This window comes from Flavobacterium fructosi (genome assembly GCF_042787335.1).
Classification (GTDB): domain Bacteria; phylum Bacteroidota; class Bacteroidia; order Flavobacteriales; family Flavobacteriaceae; genus Flavobacterium; species Flavobacterium fructosi.
In genome coordinates this window covers 224,167-246,127 of record NZ_JBHZQA010000001.1, presented here as the reverse complement: position 1 = coordinate 246,127, position 21,961 = coordinate 224,167, and the positions used below count along the sequence as shown (strand labels likewise).

Annotated in this window: 23 protein-coding genes and 2 tRNA genes; 18 read left to right on the top strand and 7 right to left on the bottom strand. The window is 35.2% G+C overall.

The window, feature by feature from the left end; all coding sequences use genetic code 11:
* The first annotated feature begins 11 nt into the window (after window positions 1-11).
* Together map and ACFX5D_RS01060 are read left to right on the top strand one after the other, a co-directional pair.
* Window positions 12-830 (top strand): type I methionyl aminopeptidase, encoded by an 819-nt coding sequence (gene map, locus ACFX5D_RS01065; RefSeq protein WP_379856427.1) that lies wholly within the window; start codon window positions 12-14, stop codon window positions 828-830.
* Window positions 830-1,600, top strand: a complete 771-nt coding sequence (locus tag ACFX5D_RS01060; RefSeq protein ID WP_379856426.1) for a class I SAM-dependent methyltransferase — start codon at window positions 830-832, stop codon at window positions 1,598-1,600. Before map ends, ACFX5D_RS01060 begins: the two co-directional genes overlap by 1 nt.
* A 77-nt stretch (window positions 1,601-1,677) precedes the next feature.
* Here the strand turns inward: ACFX5D_RS01060 and ACFX5D_RS01055 are convergent, their stop codons facing one another.
* Window positions 1,678-4,488, bottom strand: a complete 2,811-nt coding sequence (locus ACFX5D_RS01055; protein ID WP_379856425.1) for a M16 family metallopeptidase — start codon at window positions 4,486-4,488, stop codon at window positions 1,678-1,680.
* Window positions 4,489-4,662: 174 nt separating this feature from the next.
* Here ACFX5D_RS01055 and ACFX5D_RS01050 point away from each other — a divergent pair, with 174 nt between their 5' ends.
* The 3 genes from ACFX5D_RS01050 to pruA all read left to right on the top strand — a co-directional run bounded on the left by ACFX5D_RS01050 (window position 4,663) and on the right by pruA (window position 8,309).
* Window positions 4,663-5,922 carry a type IX secretion system plug protein gene (locus tag ACFX5D_RS01050; protein WP_379856424.1) on the top strand — a complete coding sequence of 420 codons (1,260 nt, stop codon included), beginning with the start codon at window positions 4,663-4,665 and terminating at the stop codon, window positions 5,920-5,922.
* An 81-nt stretch (window positions 5,923-6,003) separates the two neighbouring features.
* A complete protein-coding gene (gene apaG / locus ACFX5D_RS01045) occupies window positions 6,004-6,390 on the top strand; it encodes a Co2+/Mg2+ efflux protein ApaG (RefSeq protein ID WP_379849442.1) in 387 nt (128 codons plus the stop codon).
* Between the two features lie 290 nt (window positions 6,391-6,680).
* Window positions 6,681-8,309, top strand: a complete 1,629-nt coding sequence (gene pruA / locus ACFX5D_RS01040) for an L-glutamate gamma-semialdehyde dehydrogenase (protein WP_379856423.1) — start codon at window positions 6,681-6,683, stop codon at window positions 8,307-8,309.
* A gap of 141 nt (window positions 8,310-8,450) precedes the next feature.
* On the opposite strand, the gene rsmG is transcribed toward pruA, so the two are convergent.
* Entirely contained in the window at window positions 8,451-9,080 is a 630-nt protein-coding gene (gene rsmG / locus ACFX5D_RS01035) for a 16S rRNA (guanine(527)-N(7))-methyltransferase RsmG (protein ID WP_379849438.1), read from the bottom strand.
* Window positions 9,081-9,184: 104 nt separating this feature from the next.
* Between rsmG and ACFX5D_RS01030 the strand changes: the two genes are divergently transcribed.
* The 11 genes from ACFX5D_RS01030 (at window position 9,185) to ACFX5D_RS00980 (ending at window position 17,035) form a co-directional block, all read left to right on the top strand.
* On the top strand, window positions 9,185-10,279 hold the full coding sequence (locus ACFX5D_RS01030; RefSeq protein ID WP_379856422.1) for a fatty acid desaturase family protein: 1,095 nt from the start codon (window positions 9,185-9,187) through the stop codon (window positions 10,277-10,279).
* Window positions 10,280-10,325: 46 nt separating this feature from the next.
* Window positions 10,326-11,528 carry a pyridoxal phosphate-dependent aminotransferase gene (locus ACFX5D_RS01025; protein ID WP_379849434.1) on the top strand — a complete coding sequence of 401 codons (1,203 nt, stop codon included), beginning with the start codon at window positions 10,326-10,328 and terminating at the stop codon, window positions 11,526-11,528.
* 231 nt (window positions 11,529-11,759) lie between these two features.
* Complete coding sequence (purT, locus tag ACFX5D_RS01020; protein ID WP_379856421.1) at window positions 11,760-12,920, top strand: formate-dependent phosphoribosylglycinamide formyltransferase; 1,161 nt, start codon at window positions 11,760-11,762, stop codon at window positions 12,918-12,920.
* A gap of 5 nt (window positions 12,921-12,925) precedes the next feature.
* Window positions 12,926-13,252: a DUF6370 family protein gene (locus ACFX5D_RS01015; protein WP_379856420.1), complete on the top strand. Its 327-nt coding sequence runs from the start codon at window positions 12,926-12,928 to the stop codon at window positions 13,250-13,252.
* A gap of 6 nt (window positions 13,253-13,258) precedes the next feature.
* Complete coding sequence (locus tag ACFX5D_RS01010; protein ID WP_379856419.1) at window positions 13,259-13,834, top strand: Crp/Fnr family transcriptional regulator; 576 nt, start codon at window positions 13,259-13,261, stop codon at window positions 13,832-13,834.
* Between the two features lie 125 nt (window positions 13,835-13,959).
* Window positions 13,960-14,676: a pirin family protein gene (locus tag ACFX5D_RS01005; protein ID WP_379856418.1), complete on the top strand. Its 717-nt coding sequence runs from the start codon at window positions 13,960-13,962 to the stop codon at window positions 14,674-14,676.
* Window positions 14,677-14,732: 56 nt separating this feature from the next.
* Entirely contained in the window at window positions 14,733-14,873 is a 141-nt protein-coding gene (locus tag ACFX5D_RS01000) for an N-acetyltransferase (RefSeq protein WP_379856417.1), read from the top strand.
* A 95-nt stretch (window positions 14,874-14,968) separates the two neighbouring features.
* Complete coding sequence (locus ACFX5D_RS00995; RefSeq protein ID WP_379856416.1) at window positions 14,969-15,376, top strand: OsmC family protein; 408 nt, start codon at window positions 14,969-14,971, stop codon at window positions 15,374-15,376.
* 6 nt (window positions 15,377-15,382) lie between these two features.
* Window positions 15,383-15,577, top strand: coding sequence for a (4Fe-4S)-binding protein (locus tag ACFX5D_RS00990; RefSeq protein ID WP_379856753.1), 195 nt, complete (start codon window positions 15,383-15,385; stop codon window positions 15,575-15,577).
* Window positions 15,578-15,801: 224 nt separating this feature from the next.
* Window positions 15,802-16,674 carry an ACP S-malonyltransferase gene (fabD, locus tag ACFX5D_RS00985; RefSeq protein ID WP_379856415.1) on the top strand — a complete coding sequence of 291 codons (873 nt, stop codon included), beginning with the start codon at window positions 15,802-15,804 and terminating at the stop codon, window positions 16,672-16,674.
* 109 nt (window positions 16,675-16,783) lie between these two features.
* Window positions 16,784-17,035, top strand: coding sequence for a hypothetical protein (locus ACFX5D_RS00980; protein WP_379856414.1), 252 nt, complete (start codon window positions 16,784-16,786; stop codon window positions 17,033-17,035).
* 33 nt (window positions 17,036-17,068) lie between these two features.
* Here ACFX5D_RS00980 and galE read toward each other — a convergent pair whose 3' ends face one another.
* Entirely contained in the window at window positions 17,069-18,082 is a 1,014-nt protein-coding gene (gene galE / locus ACFX5D_RS00975; RefSeq protein WP_379856413.1) for a UDP-glucose 4-epimerase GalE, read from the bottom strand.
* Between the two features lie 6 nt (window positions 18,083-18,088).
* Window positions 18,089-19,219, bottom strand: a complete 1,131-nt coding sequence (locus ACFX5D_RS00970; RefSeq protein WP_379856412.1) for a DegT/DnrJ/EryC1/StrS family aminotransferase — start codon at window positions 19,217-19,219, stop codon at window positions 18,089-18,091.
* Window positions 19,220-19,395: 176 nt separating this feature from the next.
* Between ACFX5D_RS00970 and ACFX5D_RS00965 the strand changes: the two genes are divergently transcribed.
* Window positions 19,396-20,640, top strand: coding sequence for a 3-deoxy-D-manno-octulosonic acid transferase (locus tag ACFX5D_RS00965; protein WP_379856411.1), 1,245 nt, complete (start codon window positions 19,396-19,398; stop codon window positions 20,638-20,640).
* Between the two features lie 279 nt (window positions 20,641-20,919).
* Window positions 20,920-21,123 (top strand): hypothetical protein, encoded by a 204-nt coding sequence (locus tag ACFX5D_RS00960; RefSeq protein WP_379856410.1) that lies wholly within the window; start codon window positions 20,920-20,922, stop codon window positions 21,121-21,123.
* Between the two features lie 165 nt (window positions 21,124-21,288).
* Here ACFX5D_RS00960 and ACFX5D_RS00955 read toward each other — a convergent pair whose 3' ends face one another.
* The 3 genes from ACFX5D_RS00955 to ACFX5D_RS00945 form a co-directional block, all read right to left on the bottom strand.
* Window positions 21,289-21,636, bottom strand: coding sequence for a DUF1508 domain-containing protein (locus ACFX5D_RS00955; protein WP_379856409.1), 348 nt, complete (start codon window positions 21,634-21,636; stop codon window positions 21,289-21,291).
* A 144-nt stretch (window positions 21,637-21,780) separates the two neighbouring features.
* Window positions 21,781-21,866 (bottom strand) — tRNA-Leu (locus tag ACFX5D_RS00950).
* An 11-nt stretch (window positions 21,867-21,877) separates the two neighbouring features.
* A tRNA-Gly gene (locus tag ACFX5D_RS00945) sits at window positions 21,878-21,953 on the bottom strand.
* Window positions 21,954-21,961: the final 8 nt, after the last annotated feature.

Genomic DNA, 21,961 nt, shown 5'->3' with positions numbered 1-21,961 from the left:
AAACAAGTAATATGATCATTGTAAAATCACGTGAAGAAATAGAATTAATGCGCGAAAGTGCCTTAATAGTATCAAAAACATTAGGGATGATTGCTTCTGAAATAAAAGAAGGAGTTACCACTTTATATCTTGACAAATTAGCGGAAGAATTCATTCGTGACCACGGAGCTGAACCAAGTTTTCTTGGATTATATGGTTTCCCAAACTCACTTTGCATGAGTCCGAACGCTCAAGTAGTGCACGGAATTCCAAACAATAAACCATTAGAAAGTGGTGATGTGATCTCAGTAGATTGTGGTGCCTACAAAAATGGATACCATGGAGATCACGCTTATTCTTTTGAGATTGGCGAAGTAGCTCCCGAAACTAAAAAATTATTACAAATAACCAAAGAATCATTATACGTAGGAATCCGAGAATTGAAATTAGGAAACCGCGTAGAAGATGTAGGAAATGCTATTCAGCGATATACGGAAGCACATGGCTATGGTGTCGTTCGTGAACTGGTAGGTCATGGGTTAGGACAAAAAATGCATGAAGATCCAGAAATGCCTAACTATGGTAAAAAAGGAAGAGGAAAGCTTTTTGTTGAAGGAATGGTTGTGGCAATTGAGCCTATGATTAATATGGGAACCAGAAACATCAAACAACTCAAAGACGGTTGGACAATCCTTACTGCCGATGGAAAACCAAGTGCCCATTTCGAACATGATGTAGCTATTATCGACGGGAAACCAGAAATTCTATCGACGTTTGCTTATGTGTATAAAGCATTAGGAATTGTGAGTAATGAAGAGGATGAATTTAGAAAAACACCTTTGGTATTGTAATGAAAAAACTCTTTAAATTAATACTCAATACCATACCGCGTCCTTTATTGATACGATTAAGCTATGTAGCACGTCCCGTTCTTGCATTAGCATTAAAAGGAACTACATTCACTGATCCTATTGACGGGAAAAGTTTTAAAATGTTCTTGCCTTACGGTTATGGAACACAAAGAAACAATGTGCTTTCGCCTAGTACACTTTCATTGGAAAGACACCGTTTGCTTTGGCTATATTTAAATGAAAAAACTGATTTTTTTACTTCTGTAGCAAAAAAGAAAGTGTTGCATTTTGCACCCGAACAAGCTTTTTATAAATTGTTTCGAAATCAAAAGAATCTTGATTATACCACAACCGATTTATTCTCTCCTTTGGCAGATGTAAAAGCGGATATTTGTGATTTACCATTTGAAGACAATCAATATGATGTGATACTTTGCAATCACGTTTTGGAACACATACCAGATGATACCAAAGCAATGCAGGAATTATATCGCGTATTGAAACCCGGCGGAATGGCGATTTTACAAATTCCACAGGATTTATCCAGAGCCACTACTTTTGCTGACGACAGTATCACCGACCAAAAAGAACGCGCAAAAATCTTTGGGCAATACGATCACGTTCGTATCTATGGACGAGATTATTTTAACAAATTAAGGAGTATCGGTTTCAAAGTCGTTGAAGAAGATTACACTAATAAAATAGCACCTGAATTAGTAGAAAAATATTGTTTGGCAAAAGGGGAAATTATTCCTGTTTGTTTTAAATAAATAAGTTCAGACTGTAAATAATAAAGCCCGCTAAAAAAATATTTAGCGGGCTTTTTAGTATTAAATAATAAAGGTCATTAGCTTTTATCAGGCATCAACATTCCTATTACTTTATCTTTTGTCAGATATTTTTTGGCAACATTCTGAATGTCTTTTGCCGTTATTTCACTTATTTTTTCTTCCGTTTGAAGAAGCTCAGCTGGATTCGTTCCATTTACAAATGACTTCGTAAAATTGCTTAACCAATATCTGTTGTCTTTGATATTCTTTTTGTAGTCAAGTAATTCCGCTTCTTTAAATTTAACAACATCTTTTGCTTCAGGTCCGTTGTCAATTATTTTTTGCAATTCTTTTAATGCAGAAGCAGTTAATTTCTCCGTATTTTCTGGTCCACATGGGAAACCTATACTAAAATTATATGAACCATTTGGCACTTTATTCATACTTCCTCTTGCGCTGATTCCGTAAACTCCACTTTCATTTTCTCTTAACTCTTCGATCAATTTTATAGTCAAAACCTCTCCTAAAGCTTCCATCGTTGCAGCTTCTTTATCAGAATAAACAGCGTCACCATAGTACATGATTGTTACAGAACTTTTTGGATCTGTTCCTTTATTTACTACTTTTTTCAAATCACCTTTAAGCATTCTGTAGCCTAAATCAGTCACTTTATCTTTTTTATCTGTAGAAGGCAAAGAAGCTAAATATTTAGTAGCATATGACTCCATAGTTTTGTCATCTACATTTCCAACGAAGTAAAATTCAAAATCTCCAGCATTTGCAAAACGCTCTTTGTATTTATTGTACGCTAAAGTATAATCCGTTTCTTCCCATGTTTTTTCATTTGGAATCAAACCATTAAATCTTGGGTTTTCCTTGTTCAAATAACCGTAAAATTCTTGTTGAAAAAAGAATCCTGGTTGTGATGCCATATTTTTGAAAAAAGCAGATTGTTTTTGCTTGTATCCTTCAAAAGCAGTTACGTCTAAATTTAAATCTGTAAAATAAGCATGCGTCATTTGGAACAAATACTCTAAATCCTTGGGAGTAGTTTTCCCTCTCAAACCTTCAGTTGTATTTCCGATATAAGGATTTACACTGGCGATTTTACCGGTCATGAATTTATTGATGTCATTTAATTTCAACCCTGAGAAACCAGCTTCTGTTAAGGCTCCATTAGCGAACTGAACTTTTTTCATTACTTCATTAGAATACAAATTGCTTCCACCTAAACTTACGGCTTCAAAAAGAATCTCATCATTTTTAAAGTCGGTGTTTTTATAAGTAACTTTAGCTCCGTTAGAAAGAAATAACGTTTTTGTACCCATAATATCATTACTTTCTCTTTTAATGATAGTTCCTGAAACAATGTCTGCTCTCAAAAGACCTTTTGCCACAGCTACATCTTCATAAGGTTTAATTTGGTCAACGTTCACTTTTAATGCATTCAAAACGTCTTGCTCTAAAGGTTTTTTAAGACCTGCTTTTTCTGGTCCAGTTAGAACAATTACGCGGTTATCATCTTTGATGTATTCTTTTATAAAACCATTTACATCTTTCAACTCAATTGTAGGCAAAATTTGTTTCATTGTAGCAAATGTCCATTCAATTCCTGGAGTCGGTTCCTTTTCTAAGAAATTAGCTTGGTATTCCCCAACAAAACTTTCAGAATTGGTTTTATTTCTGTCATTATATGATTTTTCGATAGTAGCTAAAAATTCAGCTTTTGATCGATCTAATTCTCCTTGCGTAAAACCAAATTTCTTAGCTCTTTCATTCTCAGTAACCAAAACCTTCAAAGCATCTAATTGCTTATCTTCTTGGGACATTGCTACTGACTGATACGCTTTTTTGTTTCTGGCCCAAGTCTCACCATGATAGGAATATCCATAGGTAAAGGGCGGTGTGGCTGAATTAGCCAACTCACCCAACCTTGAATTCAACATGGTGGTAAATAATCCTTCGACTACATAATCTTTAAAATCTTTAATGGTAACAACGGATTTTGGCATACCATAATCCTTATACACCAATTGCACTTGTGCGCTTGTTGCTTCTTTATCACTTTCAATTGCTACGAAAGTTTCTTTGTGATTTGGCACCTCAAAAGTTTTTCTTGGTTTTTCATTTTTAGGATTTTGATAGTTCGAAAAGTGAGCAACAACTTTTTTCTCCATTTCGGCTACATCAATGTCTCCAACAACGATAACACTCATTAAATCCGGGCGATACCAATCTTTATAGAAACTTACAAGTTTCTCATATTTAAAATTTTGCAAAATTTCTTTTTTACCAATTGGCAAACGATCTGCATAGTGAGATTTGTACATCATTTTTGGCAAGTAACGACCCATCATCCTTTTTTGAGCACCTAAACCCAAACGGTATTCTTCAAGCACAACACCTCTTTCTTTATCAATTTCTTCCGGAGTTAGGTTTGCATTAAACGCCCAATCTTCAATGATATTAAAACCATTCTCTAATTTTTCAGGACTGTCAGAAGGTATTGGAAGGAAATAAACGGTTTCGTCGAAACTCGTATAAGCATTTAAATGTTGCCCGAACTTCACACCAATACTTTGTAGATAATCAACCAATTTGTTCTTGGGAAAACGTTTCGTCCCATTAAAACTCATATGCTCCATAAAGTGAGCCAGTCCTTGTTGGTCATCATTCTCAAGGATAGATCCTGCATTGATAACAAGTCTCAAATCGACTTTGTTCTCTGGTTTGGCATTTTTCTTGATGTAATAAGTAAGTCCATTTTTAAGTTTTCCTGTTTTTACACTGGAATCAAAAGGAATGGCTTTTGAATAATCAATTTCCTGTGCAAAAATCACAGCTGGAAATAGCAATAGCCCGAAAGCTAACTTACTAAGGTGTTTCATATTGTTTGGTTTATTTTTAGTCAAATCTAAAAAGATAAATTTAATTTTCACGTAATTATTACGAAATATTTAACAGAAATTACGCACAAATACATTACAGCTCTTTACATAAAAACAACGCTGATTAAAATGAATCCTAATTACTATATTTACAATGTCCAAGCAATACAAAAGATGACAAAAACCTTTGCCAAAATATTTTCGCTATTCCTGCTATTTTTCTATAATTGTGCTTTTGCACAAGCAGAAAATGAAGTAGCACCGCCGTATAATATTAAAACCATTTCTTTTTCTCAAAACAACCAAAATGTAATCCCGATACTAAAATTAGGAGAAGGACTTCAATTGCAATTTGATGACTTATTTGGCAACGAGGCAAACTACTATTACGAAATCACGCATTGTGACTACAATTGGACAGCTTCGGAAATACCTAAAAGCGAGTATTTAAAAGGTTTTGATAACCAAAGAATCACAGATTACACGAATTCGTTCAATACCTTGCAAATTTATTCGCACTACAGACTATCGATCCCAAATCAATTTACACAATTACTAATTAGTGGAAATTACATTCTCAAAATTTTAAATGAAGGTAAAGAAGTTATTTTTTCCCGAAAATTCATTCTCTATGAAGATTTAGCTACCGTGCCTATTCAAGTAAAAAGAGCACGCACCGTTAGCAATTTAGATTTTAAACACAACTTAGAATTTACGATAAAATCCAATACCATTACATTTCAAAATCCGTTAAAAAATGTAAAAATCTTGTTGCTTCAAAACGGACAGTTCAACAATGCTATAAACAACATTATCCCTCAATATACCATTGGGAATGATTTAGTTTATAAATATGATACTCAAACCCAATTTTGGGCTGGAAATGAGTTTTTATATTTTGAAAATAAAAATATTCGGGCAGCAAATAATAATGTTGCACGAGTAAATGCAGATAATGAAATCTACGGTTCTTATTTATATACCAATAATGCCCGAGCTAATTTTCCTTATTCCGTTATCGAAGATATCAATGGAAATTTTGTCGTTAAGAATTTCAATGCGCAGAATAACGAAATTGAAGCTGATTATGCCTGGGTATATTTTAGTCTTTCGGCACCGACTTTCAGAATTAATAAAGACATTTACATCACCGGAATGTTCAATAATTACAATTTGATCCCCGAATATAAAATGGATTACAATCCTAAAAAAGGAATCTATGAAAAAGCCCTATTGATCAAACAAGGATTCACAAATTTCCAATATACCGTTGCTGACAGCAAAGCAATTATTGACCATGAAAATGCAATTGACGGAAATTTCTATCAAACAGAGAATGAATATTCCATAATCGTTTATTACCGCGAAAACAATGACCGCTATGATAGAGTAATTGGGAAAGGAATTGCCAATTCATTAAATATTATCAACTAAAAAAACTTTTCTCAAAATAGGGAAACGAAATCAATTTTTTGTAAATTTGTCAGTATTAAGCACCTAAATTATTTATTTAATATGGTTTCTCAAATAACAAGAGGTATAAAAATATCAGTATTGACTAGTTTTGAAGGTACCTATTTCAAAAACTATAAGCTTCATTTTGCCTTTAGTTACGAAATAACAATTGAGAACCACAGTAAAGACTCTGTTCAATTAATTTCTCGTCATTGGGAAATTTTCGATTCCCTAAATGACATAGAAATCGTAGATGGCGAAGGAATAATTGGTAAAAAACCTGTTTTAAAACCAGGCGAATTTCATACGTACAGCTCTGGTTGTTTATTGTCTTCTCCTTATGGCGCAATGAAAGGCTATTTTAACATGATCAATTTTACTTCCACAAAAAAATTCAAAGTAATAGTTCCTACTTTTAGATTGTGTGCGCCTTTTGCCTTGAATTAGCATTTATCTTCATTTTTTAAGTAGCTCATCCAGCTCTTAATTTCAAATTTTCGTAGCCTCATTTGTTTTTATAAGCAAAACAAGGAGCTTCTAAAGTCGCTCGTGTTTTACAAGAAAAAATATAACGAGTCCAAAAAAAGCTTTGCATTTATCTGGGCTAAAACACTCCACGTAAACACATCACTTTTAGTTTACACCAAAAAATGTCTATTTTTCAAACAATCCTTCGTACTTTTGTGCATTATTTAAAAACACATTACAAGGACTTCTAATTTTATAATTTTACAAATATGTTAAAAGGATTTTTTCATGTACCAAAAGCGGTAAACGAACCAGTAAAAGGATACGCACCAAATTCACCAGAAAAAGCAGCTGTACAAGCAGCTTACACAAAAATGTGGAATTCTAAAATCGATGTACCATTATATATTGGAAACGAAGAAATTAGAACTGGTAACACAAAAAACATGACCGCTCCTCACGATCACAAACACGTCGTAGGAACCTATCATTTAGCCGAAAAAACACATGTTGAGCAAGCGATTGCAAACGCATTAGAAGCTAAAACAGCATGGGCAAATATGGCTTGGGAACAAAGAGCAGCTATTTTTCTGAAAGCGGCTGAACTTATTGCAGGTCCTTACAGAGCAAGAATAAATGCTGCAACAATGATTGCGCAATCAAAAAACATACATCAAGCCGAAATTGATGCTTCTTGTGAATTTATTGATTTTTTACGTTTTAACGTAGAATTCATGACGCAAATTTACGGTGATCAGCCTAGTTCAAATTCAGATATGTGGAACCGCTTAGAATACAGACCTCTAGAAGGTTTTGTATACGCGATTACTCCATTCAACTTTACTGCTATTGCCGGAAATCTTCCCGCAAGCGCGGCAATGATGGGTAATGTTGTGATCTGGAAACCAAGCGACAGCCAAGTTTTCTCTGCACAAATCATTATTGAAGTATTTAAAGAAGCTGGTGTTCCTGATGGCGTTATCAACGTAGTTTTTGGAGATGCTCTGATGATTACTGATACTGTTTTAGCCAGTCGTGATTTCGCAGGAATTCACTTTACAGGTTCAACTCATGTGTTCAAAGATATTTGGGCAAAAATTGGGACTAATATTCACCATTACAAAACCTACCCAAGAATTGTAGGAGAAACTGGAGGAAAGGACTTTATCATTGCACATCCAAGTGCCAATCCAAAACAAGTGGCAACAGGAATTGTTCGTGGTGCTTTTGAATTTCAAGGTCAAAAATGTTCTGCTGCTTCAAGATCGTATGTTCCAAGAAGTTTGTGGCCAGCGATAAAAGAACAACTAATCACCGATACAAAATCCATGAAAATGGGTTCTCCTGAAGATTTCGGAAATTTCATCACGGCAGTTATTCACGAAGGTTCATTCGACAAATTAGCTGGTTTTATTGATCAAGCCAAAAAAGATGCTGATGCTGAAATTATCGTTGGAGGAAATTATGATAAATCTGTGGGGTATTTTATTGAACCAACTATTATTGTTACGACAAATCCTCATTACTCAACAATGGAAACCGAATTGTTTGGACCTGTAATGACGATTTTCGTTTACGAAGACGACAAATGGGAAGAAACTTTAGAGTTAGTTGATACCACTTCAGAATATGCTTTAACAGGTGCTGTTTTTAGTCAAGACCGTTATGCTATTGAGCAAGCGACTACCAAATTGCAAAATGCTGCCGGTAACTTCTATATCAATGACAAACCAACCGGAGCCGTTGTAGGAATGCAGCCATTTGGTGGCGCAAGAGCATCAGGAACTAACGACAAAGCGGGCTCGGCACTAAACTTATTGCGTTGGGCTTCGCCAAGAACTATTAAAGAAACTTTTATAACTCCAGAAGATTACAGATATGCGTTTTTAGGAGAATAAATTAGTCGTAAAGTTTGATAATCGAAAGTATTAAAAAAAAATTCTTACAAATAAAAAAGCCAAATCTATTTTAGATTTGGCTTTTTTCATATTTTTTATAGACACTTCTACCTTTTGTCTTTAAGACTTTCGACCTTATGACTATGATTGAAACTTCAACGGTACATGCACTACTTTCTTTGTCTCAAAGAATTCATCTTCGAAAAAGTCAGCTAAATTGTATTCTGTGGCTTTTGGAAAATCCTTGAGCTCTTCGGTCAAATCCCCGCCTTTTAGATAGAGAATTCCATTTTTCAGTTCGTGTTTGTTTTGTTTTTTAATTTTGGTTTTTACCCAAGAAACAAAATCTGGCATATTAGTGACGGCGCGACTCACGATAAAATCGAAATCACCTTTCACTAATTCAGCACGTAATTGTTCTGCTTTTACGTTTTTCAGTTCCAATGCTTCGGCAACAGCTTGAACCACCTTGATTTTTTTGGCAATAATATCAATCAGAAAAAATCGGGTTTCCGGAAAAAGAATAGCCAAAGGAATACCGGGAAATCCTCCGCCCGTTCCCACATCCAGAACATAAGTTCCCGGTTCAAATTTTATGATTTTGGCAATTCCCAAAGAATGTAATATATGTTTGGTATATAAAGCATCAATATCTTTTCTGGAAATAACATTTATTTTTTCGTTCCAATCGTGGTATAGAAAATCCAATTTTTGAAACTGATCTTTCTGAATATCAGTCAAATTAGGAAAATACTTAAGAATCTCGTCCATGTTCTAATTTTTTAACAAAAGTAATACTTTAGAGTTAAAATATTTATCCCAATTTTGCATATCCAAAAATTTATAATAATTACCTTTGAACTTTATTAAATCATATGATCAAAACGGCACCTACATTTGCAAAGCAAGACAATCTAAAATTTTTTAGAACGCTTAACTCGCGGGTAAACAATTACTTCAAAGAAAACAATATCCAAAAAACTGGGAATTGGAGTCTTTATTTGAAAACCGTAATTTTGATTACCGTTTTTCTTGCGCCTTATTTTTTAATTCTAACACTCGGCATGCCATTTTGGGCGCATCTACTTTTAACGATTGTTATGGGAATTGGGATGGCTGGAGTAGGAATGAACGTAATGCATGATGGAAATCACGGTTCGTACTCCAATAAAAATTGGGTAAACAAATTCATGGGAGGAACGATCTATGTTCTTGCTGGAAATGTTTACAACTGGCAAGTACAACACAACGTCTTGCATCATACCTATACCAACATTCCCGGTCATGATGAAGATTTAGATGCTGGACGTGTAATTCGTTTTACAAAAGATGCAAAATGGTATAATTTTCACCGTTTTCAACAATATTATTCCGTTTTTTTATATGGATTACTAACTTTCAATTGGGCCATAACTACTGATTTTAAACAAATGAGAAGTTATCTAAAAAGAAAATTATCATACGGAGAAGCCAAGAACCCAAAAATACTTTGGACTACTTTAATAATCACAAAAGTAATTTACGTTTCTATTTGGATTGTATTGCCTATTATTATAGGAATCACTTGGTGGAAAGTACTTATAGGTTTTTTCGTAATGCATTATACGGCAGGATTAATTCTAAGTGTTGTTTTCCAATTGGCACACGTTGTGGATGAAACCACTAATCCGTCTCCAAATGAATTAGGCGAAATGGATAATACTTGGGCCATTCATCAATTGTTTACCACAACCAATTTTGCTCCAAAAAATAAAATTGTAAACTGGTACACCGGAGGATTAAACCACCAAATAGAGCACCATATCTTTCCAAATATCAGTCATGTTCATTACGGCAAAATTGCAAAAATCGTAAAAGAAACTGCTCAGGAATGCAACTTGCCTTATTACGAATATAAAACAATGCGAGGTGCTGTTATCGCTCATTTCAAACATTTGAAAGAATTGGGAATGAAACCAGAACTTACATAATCGCAACACGTATCAACACAATATTAAACTACAACCACCAATAAAAATGAATCCACTTTCAGACAGAATTAACAACCTAGCTACATCACAAACATTAGCAATGGCAGCTTTGGCCAGAGAACTAAAAGCGCAGGGAAAAGATATTATCAGCTTAAGTTTAGGCGAGCCTGATTTCAATACACCAGACTTCATTAAAGAAGCGGCTAAGAAAGCGATTGACGAAAATTACAGCACCTATTCTCCTGTGGAAGGATATGCTGATTTAAAAGAAGCAATCTGTAGAAAATTTAAAAGAGACAATAATTTAGAATATAAACCGTCTCAAATTGTAGTTTCAACAGGAGCAAAACAATCTTTATACAACATTGCACAAGTAATGTTGAATGACGGTGATGAAGTAATTTTACCTGCGCCTTACTGGGTTTCTTATTTCGAAATCGTAAAATTATCAGGTGGAGTTCCTGTAGAAGTTCCAACTTCTGTAGATACTGATTTTAAAATTACACCAGAACAATTAGAAGCAGCAATCACACCAAAAACAAAAATGATGTGGTTCAGTTCGCCTTGTAATCCAAGCGGATCGGTTTATAACAGAGAAGAATTAACAGCTTTGGCAAAAGTATTGGAGAAATATCCTAACGTTTATGTTGTTGCTGATGAAATCTACGAGCACATCAATTTCTCAGGAACTTTTTGTAGCATCGCTTCAATCCCGGGAATGCTAGAAAGAACGATTACCGTAAATGGTGTCGCAAAAGCTTTCGCCATGACAGGATGGAGAATTGGATATATTGGAGCTCCTGAATTCATTGCTAAAGCGTGTACAAAAATTCAGGGACAAGTAACAAGTGGTGCTAACAGTATTGCGCAGCGTGCTACTATTACTGCTTTAGATGCTGATCCAAGTGTTTTAAAATATATGGTTGACGCTTTCCATAGCCGTAGAGATTTAGTGGTTGGATTATTGAAAGACATTCCAGGAGTAAAAATTAACGTTCCAGAAGGCGCTTTTTATGTATTCCCAGACGTTTCGTCTTTCTTCGGAAAAACATTAAAAGGAACTTTCATTAAAGATGCAAATGACTTTTCTATGTACCTTTTAGGCCAAGCGAATGTAGCAACCGTAACTGGTGACGCATTTGGAAACCCTGATTGCATCCGTTTTTCTTACGCAACCAGCGAAGAATTGCTAATTGAAGCCTTACGCCGAATCAAAGAAGCGGTTTCGCTTACCGAAGTTCCTGCATAATATAAAATTCGTTTAAAATTTAAAATAGTTTAAGGTTTAAAGTTTCATCGCTTTATACTTTAAACTATTTTTTTTGGGCATGCCCCGCTGAAAAAGCGGGTCGGGCTATCCGTTGCAATCTTTTTTATTACCTTCGCTATCGCTACGGGAATACAAAGGATTTCCACTACTATCCCTCATGCAGTAAAGACAGCTCTCGCGCTGTCCCTAGCTATACCTAACACAATAAATATGAAAATACTACTTCTCGGCTCAGGCGAATTAGGAAAAGAATTTACAATCGCTGCCCAACGCATCGGACAAACCGTAATTGCGGTTGACAGTTACGAAAATGCTCCCGCTATGCAAGTCGCCCATGATTTTGAAGTCATCAATATGCTGGATGGAGAAGCCTTAGACCGCATCGTCGCCAAACACCAACCTGATTTTATTGTACCAGAAATTGAAGCCATCAGAACCGAGCGTTTTTATGACTATGAAAAGCAAGGAATTACCGTAGTTCCTTCTGCGAAAGCAGCAAACTTCACGATGAACCGTAAAGCGATTCGGGATTTAGCATATAAAGAATTAGGATTAAAAACCGCAAATTACCGCTACGCCACTACTGCCGAGGAATTACAAAAAGGTGTTGAAGCCGTTGGAATGCCGTGTGTCGTAAAACCATTAATGTCTTCGTCCGGAAAAGGACAATCTACCATAAAAACCGAAGCTGATATTGAAAAAGCATGGAATTATGCCGTTGAAGGTTCCCGTGGCGATGTGGTGGAAGTTATTGTAGAATCATTTGTAAAATTCAATTCCGAGATTACTTTGTTGACTGTTGTACAAAACAATAATCCGACACTTTTTTGTGCGCCAATTGGCCATAGACAAGAACGAGGCGATTATCAGGAAAGCTGGCAACCCGCTTTAATTTCCGATAAGGATTTGTACGAAGCGCAAGACATGGCCGAAAAAGTAACCGAAGCTTTGGGCGGCGCAGGACTTTTTGGAGTGGAATTTTTCTTGGCTGATGACGGCGTTTATTTCTCAGAACTTTCCCCAAGACCACATGATACGGGAATGGTAACTTTGGCAGGAACACAAAACTTTAATGAATTTGAATTGCATTTACGAGCCATTTTAAGTTTGCCAATTTTTGAAATTATTTTAGAAAAAGCGGGAGCAAGTGCCGTAATTTTAGCTTCAGAAAATTCAACAAACCCAACATATTCCGGCATCGAGAAAATTGCTGCTTTACCCAAAACCGATTTCAGAATCTTTGGCAAACCAACCTCAAGACCGTACCGAAGAATGGGCGTAGCACTAATCAATGACACTTTAAAAACGCCGATTGAGGAAATTGTTGAACGTGCCAAAAAAGCAGCTATCTTAGTGAAAGTAAATTCTTAAAAAAAATGAAAAATATAATAGCAATACTATTTGTGTTTTTAGCCGTCTCAGCTAATGCTCAAGATAAAAAAGAAAAGTCAAAAACCCAAATTGTAGATGCCGCTTGCGGACAATGTCAATTTGGAATGGAAGGACACGGTTGCGAGTTAGCTGTTCGTGTTGATGGGAAAAGTTATTTTGTAGACGGAACTTCTATCGATTCTCATGGTGATGCACATGCTAGCGATGGTTTTTGCGCTGCCATTAGAAAAGCAGCAGTTGTTGGTGAAATAAAAGACAACCGTTTTGTAGTTTCAGAATTTAAATTACTTCCTGAGGAAAAGAAAAAATAATAAAAGTTGTCTTTAATTCTTCAAAATATTACCAAGCATGTAACTCTTACTCCTGTAGAAGAGCAACTTTTTTTGTCTAAAATTGAAACACATCATTTTAAAGCCAAAAGTCTTTTGCTGAATTCAGGGCAAGTTTGCAAATATTCATATTTTGTGAACTCTGGAATCTTGAGAAGTTTCAATATTAATGATAACATTGTAGAGCATGTTTTAAATTTTGCTTGCGAAGGCTGGTGGATTGGTGATATGTACAGCTTAATTTCGCAAAAACCAGGTGCTCTTTTTATCGAAGTTTTAGAAGATGCCGAAGTCGTTCTGCTTTCAAAAGAAAATCAAGAACAACTTTATATAGAAATTCCAAAACTAGAACGCTTTTTTCGAATTCTAACTGAAAATTCATTGGTGGCAAACCAAGAACGATTGATTGACAATTTGAGTTTATCCGCAGAAGAGCGCTTTGAGAAATTTTGCAAAAAATATCCGAGTCTCATTCAAAAAGTACCACAAAAACATATTGCCTCTTATATTGGCGTCACACCTGAATTCTTTAGTAAGATGAAGTCGAGACTGCTGAGAAGGTAGTAATCACTGTTCAGTAGCAGTTGACAGTCCTAATAACTGAAAACTATTTCTTAATCTACATTAAGTGACTTCTTCTCGCTATGATTGTAAATTTGTATTATAATAATTACTACATTTATTTCATCATGGAAAATACAATTATACACAAAGCAAATACACGTGGTCATGCTGATCATGGTTGGTTGAATGCTTACCACAGTTTTAGTTTCGCCAGTTGGTACAACCCGGAAAGAATACAGTTTGGAGCACTTCGTGTTTTAAATGACGACACTGTTGCAGCTGGAATGGGTTTTGGAACGCATCCACACGATAATATGGAAATCATTACCATTCCTCTTGAAGGCGATTTAGCACACAAAGACAGTATGGGAAATACTGAAACCATTAAAAGTGGCGACATTCAAGTTATGAGCGCCGGAACTGGGGTGAAACATAGTGAATTCAATCCAAATGCCGATCAAAGAACTAAATTATTGCAAATTTGGGTCTATCCCAACCAAGAAAACGTAGAACCACGTTACCAACAAATTACTTTAAATCCTGAGGATCGAAAAAATAAGTTGCAACAAATTCTTTCTCCCAATGCTGATGATTCAGGCGTTTGGATTCATCAGGATGCTTGGTTTCATTTGGGTAAATTTGACAAAGAGGTTTCAGCAACTTACAATTTTAAAAAAGAAGGAAATGGTGTTTATGTCTTTATCCTCTCCGGAACTATAATGATTAACGGACACGAATTAGAAACTCGAGACGGTTTTGGAATTTGGAATACCAATTCTTTGGACATTAAAGCGGCCTCAGATTCCGAGTTTTTATTGATGGAAATTCCGATGCAGCATTAATTTTTTTTTAGGAGTGAAATCCTAGAATTAGAATACAAAAAAAAGGGTTCTTCTAAATGGCAGTAAATGATAAAATAAAAGCGAAAATAACATTTGTTTTTGCTGGAAAAGATAAAATCATCATTGACCATACAGAAGTAAATTTAGGTAATAATGGGAAAGGATTTGGAAAGAAAATCGTGGAAAAAGTAGTCTAATTTGCTCGAGAAAAAGGCATTTCAATTCTTCCTTTATGTCCTTTTTCGAAAAGTGTTTTTGATAAAAAACCCGAATTTAGCGACGTTTTATAATTATGAAAAAATTATTAGAAAAAGATATTAGCGGCCATATTGGGACACAAAAATACTTGTGTACCATTTCTTGGCGAAACGGTCAGCTTATTATGGATGAGCCGGAAAGTATAGATGGAAATGATCTGGGCCCAGATCCCTACTCCACTCTTCTTGCCTCTTTAGCAGGCTGTACTTTATCAACTTTACGCATGTATATTGACCGAAAAGGATGGATAATCCCCGAAATTAATATTACATTGAATGCAACACAAGAAACAGGTAATGAAGTGACTACTATAATTTCCAGAAACATTTCTTTTCCGACTGAAATTACTCCAGAACAAAAAGAAAGACTGTTGATGATTGCTGAAAAATGTCCTGTTTCCAGAATTTTAAAAGGAACAATAACGATTAACACCACCTTGTAACTATGGATTGGGAAAACATTAAAAAAGAATAAAGTCACCGCGGTACGGCAAGCTTGTAAATGCATTCACTCGGGCAACTGTGTCCTCAAGCATCCCACTGTATTTGAATCCAAAGAAAAACCGTGGATTAAAATTGAAGATTCTTCGACAGAAAAAATTATCGATACGGCAAAGAAATGTCCTTCGCGGGCGTCAACGTAGTCCGAGAATAAATAATAAATCTTATTTTGAAAGAAAAGCGTTATGTATATACTTAACGCTTTTCTCGTTTCTCGAAATCCTATAGTTCCTTTTTAGCCCTGATGGAAGCGAAAATCCTCGCAGAGATTGCAGCGTACAGCAGGAGCAATATTGATAAGAACAACAATTGTTGCTGCTCCTAAAAAAAATACTATTTTTGTCCAGACAAATTTAAACCAACAACAATGAAAGCATACGTATTTCCAGGTCAAGGCGCACAATTCACCGGAATGGGCAAAGACTTATATGAGAACTCCCCATTAGCAAAGGAATTATTCGAAAAAGCGAACGAAATATTAGGTTTCCGCATCACAGATATCATGTTTGAAGGTACAGCCGAGGAATTGAAAGAGACCAAAGTTACGCAACCAGCGGTTTTCTTACATTCAATTATTTTGGCTAAAACTTTGCAAGATTTCAAACCAGAAATGGTGGCGGGACATTCATTGGGCGAATTTTCAGCATTGGTAGCAAATGGCACTTTATCCTTTGAAGACGGACTGCAATTGGTTTCCCAACGCGCTTTGGCGATGCAAAAAGCCTGCGAAATAAAACCTTCGACTATGGCTGCCGTCTTAGGATTAGCGGACAACATCGTAGAAGAAGTTTGCGCTTCGATTGACGGAATCGTAGTCGCTGCAAATTATAACTGCCCAGGACAATTAGTAATTTCAGGAGAAACAATTGCAGTAGAAAAAGCCTGTGAAGCGATGAAATCTGCTGGAGCAAAACGTGCTTTATTATTACCTGTTGGAGGTGCTTTTCATTCTCCAATGATGGAGCCGGCAAGAGAAGAACTGGCCGCTGCGATAGAAGCAACGACTTTCTCTACTCCTATTTGCCCCGTTTATCAAAACGTAACGGCAAGCGCGGTTTCAGATCCTAATGAAATCAAGAAAAACCTAATCATACAATTAACAGCTCCAGTAAAATGGACACAATCCGTACAACAAATGATTGCTGATGGTGCTACTTTGTTTACCGAAGTGGGGCCTGGAAAAGTATTAGCCGGATTGATTGGAAAAATTGATCGAGAAGCTGTTACTGCTAACGCATAGTAACAAAATTGACAAATAATTAATCTTCATATCCAATCGTTTATGGGGATTTTTTTTATCTTTATAATAGGAGTTTATCTCAAATTATTAATTTATCAAAATGAAAAAAATGAAAAAAGCACTTTTAGGATTAGCACTTATCGCAACTTTAATGACTTCTTGTAAAAAAGAAACAAAAGACGAAGTAAAAGAGGCCACTGAAGCAGTTGGGAATGAAATGGGAGAAGCAATGGATACAGTTGCTGTAAAAGTTGATGCCGCAGTTGATTCTACTAAGGTTAAAGCAGGAGAAACTCTTGAAAAAGGAGCTAAAAAGATGGATGAAGCAGCTGAAAAATTGAAAGAAGCAGGAAAAAAATAATTCCAAAAAAAAAGCTGTCAATGACAGCTTTTTTTATTTTCTAATTTTTTGTTCCCATTTCCAAGCACTTGCCAAAGCTTGTTCCAAGGTAGATTTTGCTTTCCAGCCTAGAACAGTGTTTGCTTTATCAGTATTGGCGTAAGCCGAGGTAATATCACCTTCTCTACGATCTACAATTTTATATGGTAACTTTTTACCGCTTACTTTTTCGAAAGTATGAATGACTTCTAATACAGAACTTCCTGTGCCTGTCCCCAAATTAAAGGTTTCCACTTTAGCCAGGTTCTTTTTGTTTAATAGCCGTTGTAAAGCAATTACATGCGCTTTTGCCAGATCAACTACGTGTATATAATCCCGTACAGCCGTACCATCTGGAGTAGGATAATCATCCCCATATACAGATAATTCAGTACGCAATCCTAAACCGGTTTGTGTAATAAAAGGCACTAAATTTTGTGGTACGCCAATAGGCAATTCTCCAATTTCAGCAGATGGATGCGCTCCAATAGGATTGAAATAGCGCAATAGAATTGCATTGATATTAGATACTTTGACAACATCGATAATGATTTCTTCTCCTATTTGCTTTGTGTTACCATAAGGCGACATGGCTGTTTGAATTGATGCATCTTCAGTAATTGGCATTTTTTCGGCTTGACCATAAACGGTACAAGAGGAGCTAAAAATAAAACTGGCTTCATTTTTTTTCTCTAATCCCTGCAAAACATATACCAACGCATTGATATTGTTTTCATAATACAACAAAGGATTTTCGACGCTTTCGCCAACTGCTTTTGAAGCTGCAAAATGGATTACCCCAGAAATATCATTATGTCTTTTGAAAAAATCCTGCACTTTATCTTTATCACGTAAATCTAGCTTTTCGAATGCTGGAATTTTTCCGGTAATCACCTCAATTCCCTCTAATACACTCAAAGAAGTATTAGAAAGATTATCTACAACTAGCACCTCAAAACCTTCATTTTGTAATTCAACTACGGTATGGGACCCTATAAAACCTAAACCTCCTGTTACTAGTACTTTCATATTTTATTAATTCAAAAATTCTAAAACACTATCCGTGATAAATTTAATTTGTTCGTTATCCAGTTCTGTATGCATTGGCAACGAAATTACTTCTTTGACCAACCGATTTGTCACAGGAAAATCTTCTTCTTTATATCTTGTGTCTAAATATGCTTTTTGCGAATGTAAAGGAATTGGGTAATAAATGGCACAAGGAATGCCTTTATCCAGCAAATGTTGCATTAATCCATCTCTATCGGCATCAATGATTCTCAATGTATATTGATGAAAAACATGGCAGTCACAAATGTCACATATACTGGGCGCTACAATATTTTTATGGCCTTCAAAAGCTGCGGAATATTTTCTGGCTGCATCTTGTCTTGCTTTACTATATTGATCCAAAAATGGTAATTTTGCGTTTAAAACTGCCGCTTGAATACTATCCAGCCGAGAGTTAACTCCTACTACATCATGATGATAGCGTTCGTACATTCCGTGATTTACAATCCCACGAAGTTTGTGAGCCAGAGTATCATCATTTGTAAAAATGGCTCCGCCATCACCATAACATCCTAAATTTTTAGAAGGAAAAAAAGAGGTAGACCCTACATGACCAATTGTTCCTGCTTTCTTTTTTGTTCCATCAGAAAACTTACAATTGGCTCCAATAGCTTGTGCGTTATCTTCTATAACATATAGATTGTGTGCGGTCGCCAAAGCCATTATCGCTTCCATATTGGCCGCGCGTCCAAATAAATGCACAGGAACAATCGCTTTTGTTTTTGGTGTAATAGCGCGTTTTATTCCCTCAATAGAAATATTCATATTATGCAAATCTACATCAACCAAAACCGGCGTAAGTTGCAACAAAGCAATCACCTCCACAGTTGCGGCAAAGGTAAAATCCGCAGTAATAACTTCATCTCCAGGCTTTAAATCCAATCCCATCATAGCGATTTGCAACGCATCCGTTCCGTTTGCACATGGAATGACATGTTTTATGTCTAAATAATTTTCTAAAGATTTTTGGAACCGATGAACTTGAGGTCCATTAATATAAGTATTAGTATCTAAAACTTCTTGAATAGCCGTATTTACCGTATCTTTTATTTTATCATATTGACTTTTTAAGTCAACCATTTGAATTTTTTTCATTGAGATTTTGTTTAAAATTTATCCTTCAGCTGACCTAAGGACGATACTCGTTTATGGTTTGAAGTCGCTAAACGGCATAAAACATTTTATAAAACGAAAACAAAAATAGTTATTTAATGACTTATTACAATGAAAATTATTTAAAGTGATGTAATTTAGCACACAAATTTTTAACGATGCTTTTCCTTTATAATTTATTTGTGATTTTTGCTTCACAAGCCTTAAAACTAGTCGCTGTTTTTACTCCAAAAATCAAACTTTTTGTAGAAGGCCGCAAAGTTATTTTTCCAACTTTGGAACAAAAAATAAAACCTTCGGACAGAACGATTTGGTTTCATGCTGCTTCTTTAGGCGAATATGAACAAGGACTTCCTGTAATCGAAAAAATTAAAGAGAAATTTCCTTCCCATAAAATTATAGTCACTTTTTTTTCGCCTTCAGGCTATGAAGTCCGCAAAAACAATACAGTTGCGGATGTCACGGTTTATTTGCCTTTGGATACCCAGAAAAACGCTAAACAATTTTTATCACTCATACATCCGGAACTGGTTTTTTTCATTAAATACGAATACTGGTTAAATTATTTAAGCGAACTAAAGGATCTAAAAACGCCAACTTATCTGATTTCAGGTATTTTTCGGGAAAATCAAATGTTCTTTAAATGGTACGGTGGATTTTATAGAAAAGCACTGGATACTTTTACTTATTTTTTTGTGCAAAACGAGAATTCAAAAAAACTTTTAAGACAATTAGGCAAAGCCAATGTTGCAGTTTCAGGAGACACCCGTTTTGACCGAGTTGCAGCAATTTTAGAAAAAGACAATTCTTTGGATTTTATTTCGGAGTTCAAAAACAACACATTAACCATAGTCGCAGGGAGCTCATGGCCAAAAGATGAAAGTTTATTAGTTGATTTTATCAATTCCAACAACTACAATGTCAAGTTTATAATTGCACCGCATAACATCAAAGAAGAACAAATTCAACAACTAAAAAATAGTATTAGCAAAAAAACCGTTTTATTCAGCGAAAGAAATGACAAAAATCTTGCTGATTACGATGTTTTTATAATTGACACGATTGGTATTTTGACAAAAATTTACAGTTATGCTGACATTGCTTATGTGGGTGGTGGTTTTGGAAATCCTGGCGTACATAATATCTTGGAACCCGCTACTTATGGCGTTCCAATAGTGATTGGCCCAAACTATTCTCATTTTACGGAGGCGATTGCTTTAGTAAACCTTGAAGGCTGTATTTCTATTTCCAAAAAAAAGGAACTGGAAAACACTTTAACGAACTTAATCCTTATCGTGGTTGAAAGAGACGAAAAAGGCCATATATGTGAAACATTTGTACAAATGAATAAAGGTGCTACCAGTGTTATAATGAAAACTATTTCGAATTTTGAATTGCTCTAATTTTCTAAAAAAAAATCAGGATATAAAAACAGTCACTGCTATTTAGGTACGATCGCACATTCCTTGTCATTGGATTATAAAAAAAGCGCCACAAAGTTTCTTTTACTAATTTAACGGTTCATATTTCATAAAATTAGCGCTCTGGCATAATAGTTGCTGTAAATGAGAATGTTGGCGAAAAATATTATTTTTTAAAAAAAAAATAAAAAAATATTTTACATATTAAAAAATTTATATCTTTGCCACGAATTAATAATTAACCTTTTATAATAAAGTAAGATGAAAAAAGTATTTTTAAGTTTAGCTGTTGTTGCTGTTTTGACTGTTGTATCATGTAAAAAAGCTGACGCTCCTGCTGAAGACGCTGCTGCTGTAGTTGATTCTGCTGCTGTTGTTGTTGACTCTGCTGCTGCAACTGCTACTGACGCTGCTGCAACTGCTACTAAAGCTGCTGCAACTGCAACTGAAGCTGCAAAAAAATAATTAGAATTCAATTCTAAAAATTTTAAAGCCATCCGCGTAAGCGAGATGGCTTTTTTAATTATTTGTACTGACGCTTTTAGGGCACATATATGGATATAAAAAAGAGAGCAATGGTTAGTTACCCATTGCTCTCTTTTTTATTAACGTACTGCTTCGTAATAAACCTTAATCTTCAAAAATAAAATCATTTGCGGAAAAATCTAAAATTTCGGCTACGGATCCATATTTAACAATTTCATCTATTCCTTTTTGAAGTCTCAAAGAAGTCGTGTATTTCCTACTGGTAGCAAGATACCCACCATTTAGCATCAATTTAAAGTAATACTTGCCATTTGAAGACTTAAACTTTAAAAAATCCACTGATTCGCTATTCTCTTTTAATTTTTCAATATCTTCCTCACACTCAAACTTCAGTTCATAGCTCAAACTAGTAAAAATAATTTTTCCTTTTCTGGAAGTAAAAACAAATTTATACTCCTCATTAAATCTTTTACTAATTACAAAAGCCCCCATAGTTTAGTTTATCTTGAATAAATTAAAATTGATGCAGATACTAAAAGAACTATACTTTCAAGCACTTGCAATTAAAATTGTAAAATCTAAATGGATTTATTATAAAATAAAAAAAGCTCCAAACATAGTTTGAAGCTTTTTTAGTACTCAGAGCGGGACTTGAACCCGCACGAACATTGCTGTTCACTGGATTTTAAGTCCAGCGTGTCTACCAATTTCACCATCCGAGCATTATGTGGTGTGGAGCGAAAAACGGGGCTCGAACCCGCGACCTCGACCTTGGCAAGGTCGCGCTCTACCAACTGAGCTATTTTCGCATTTTCAA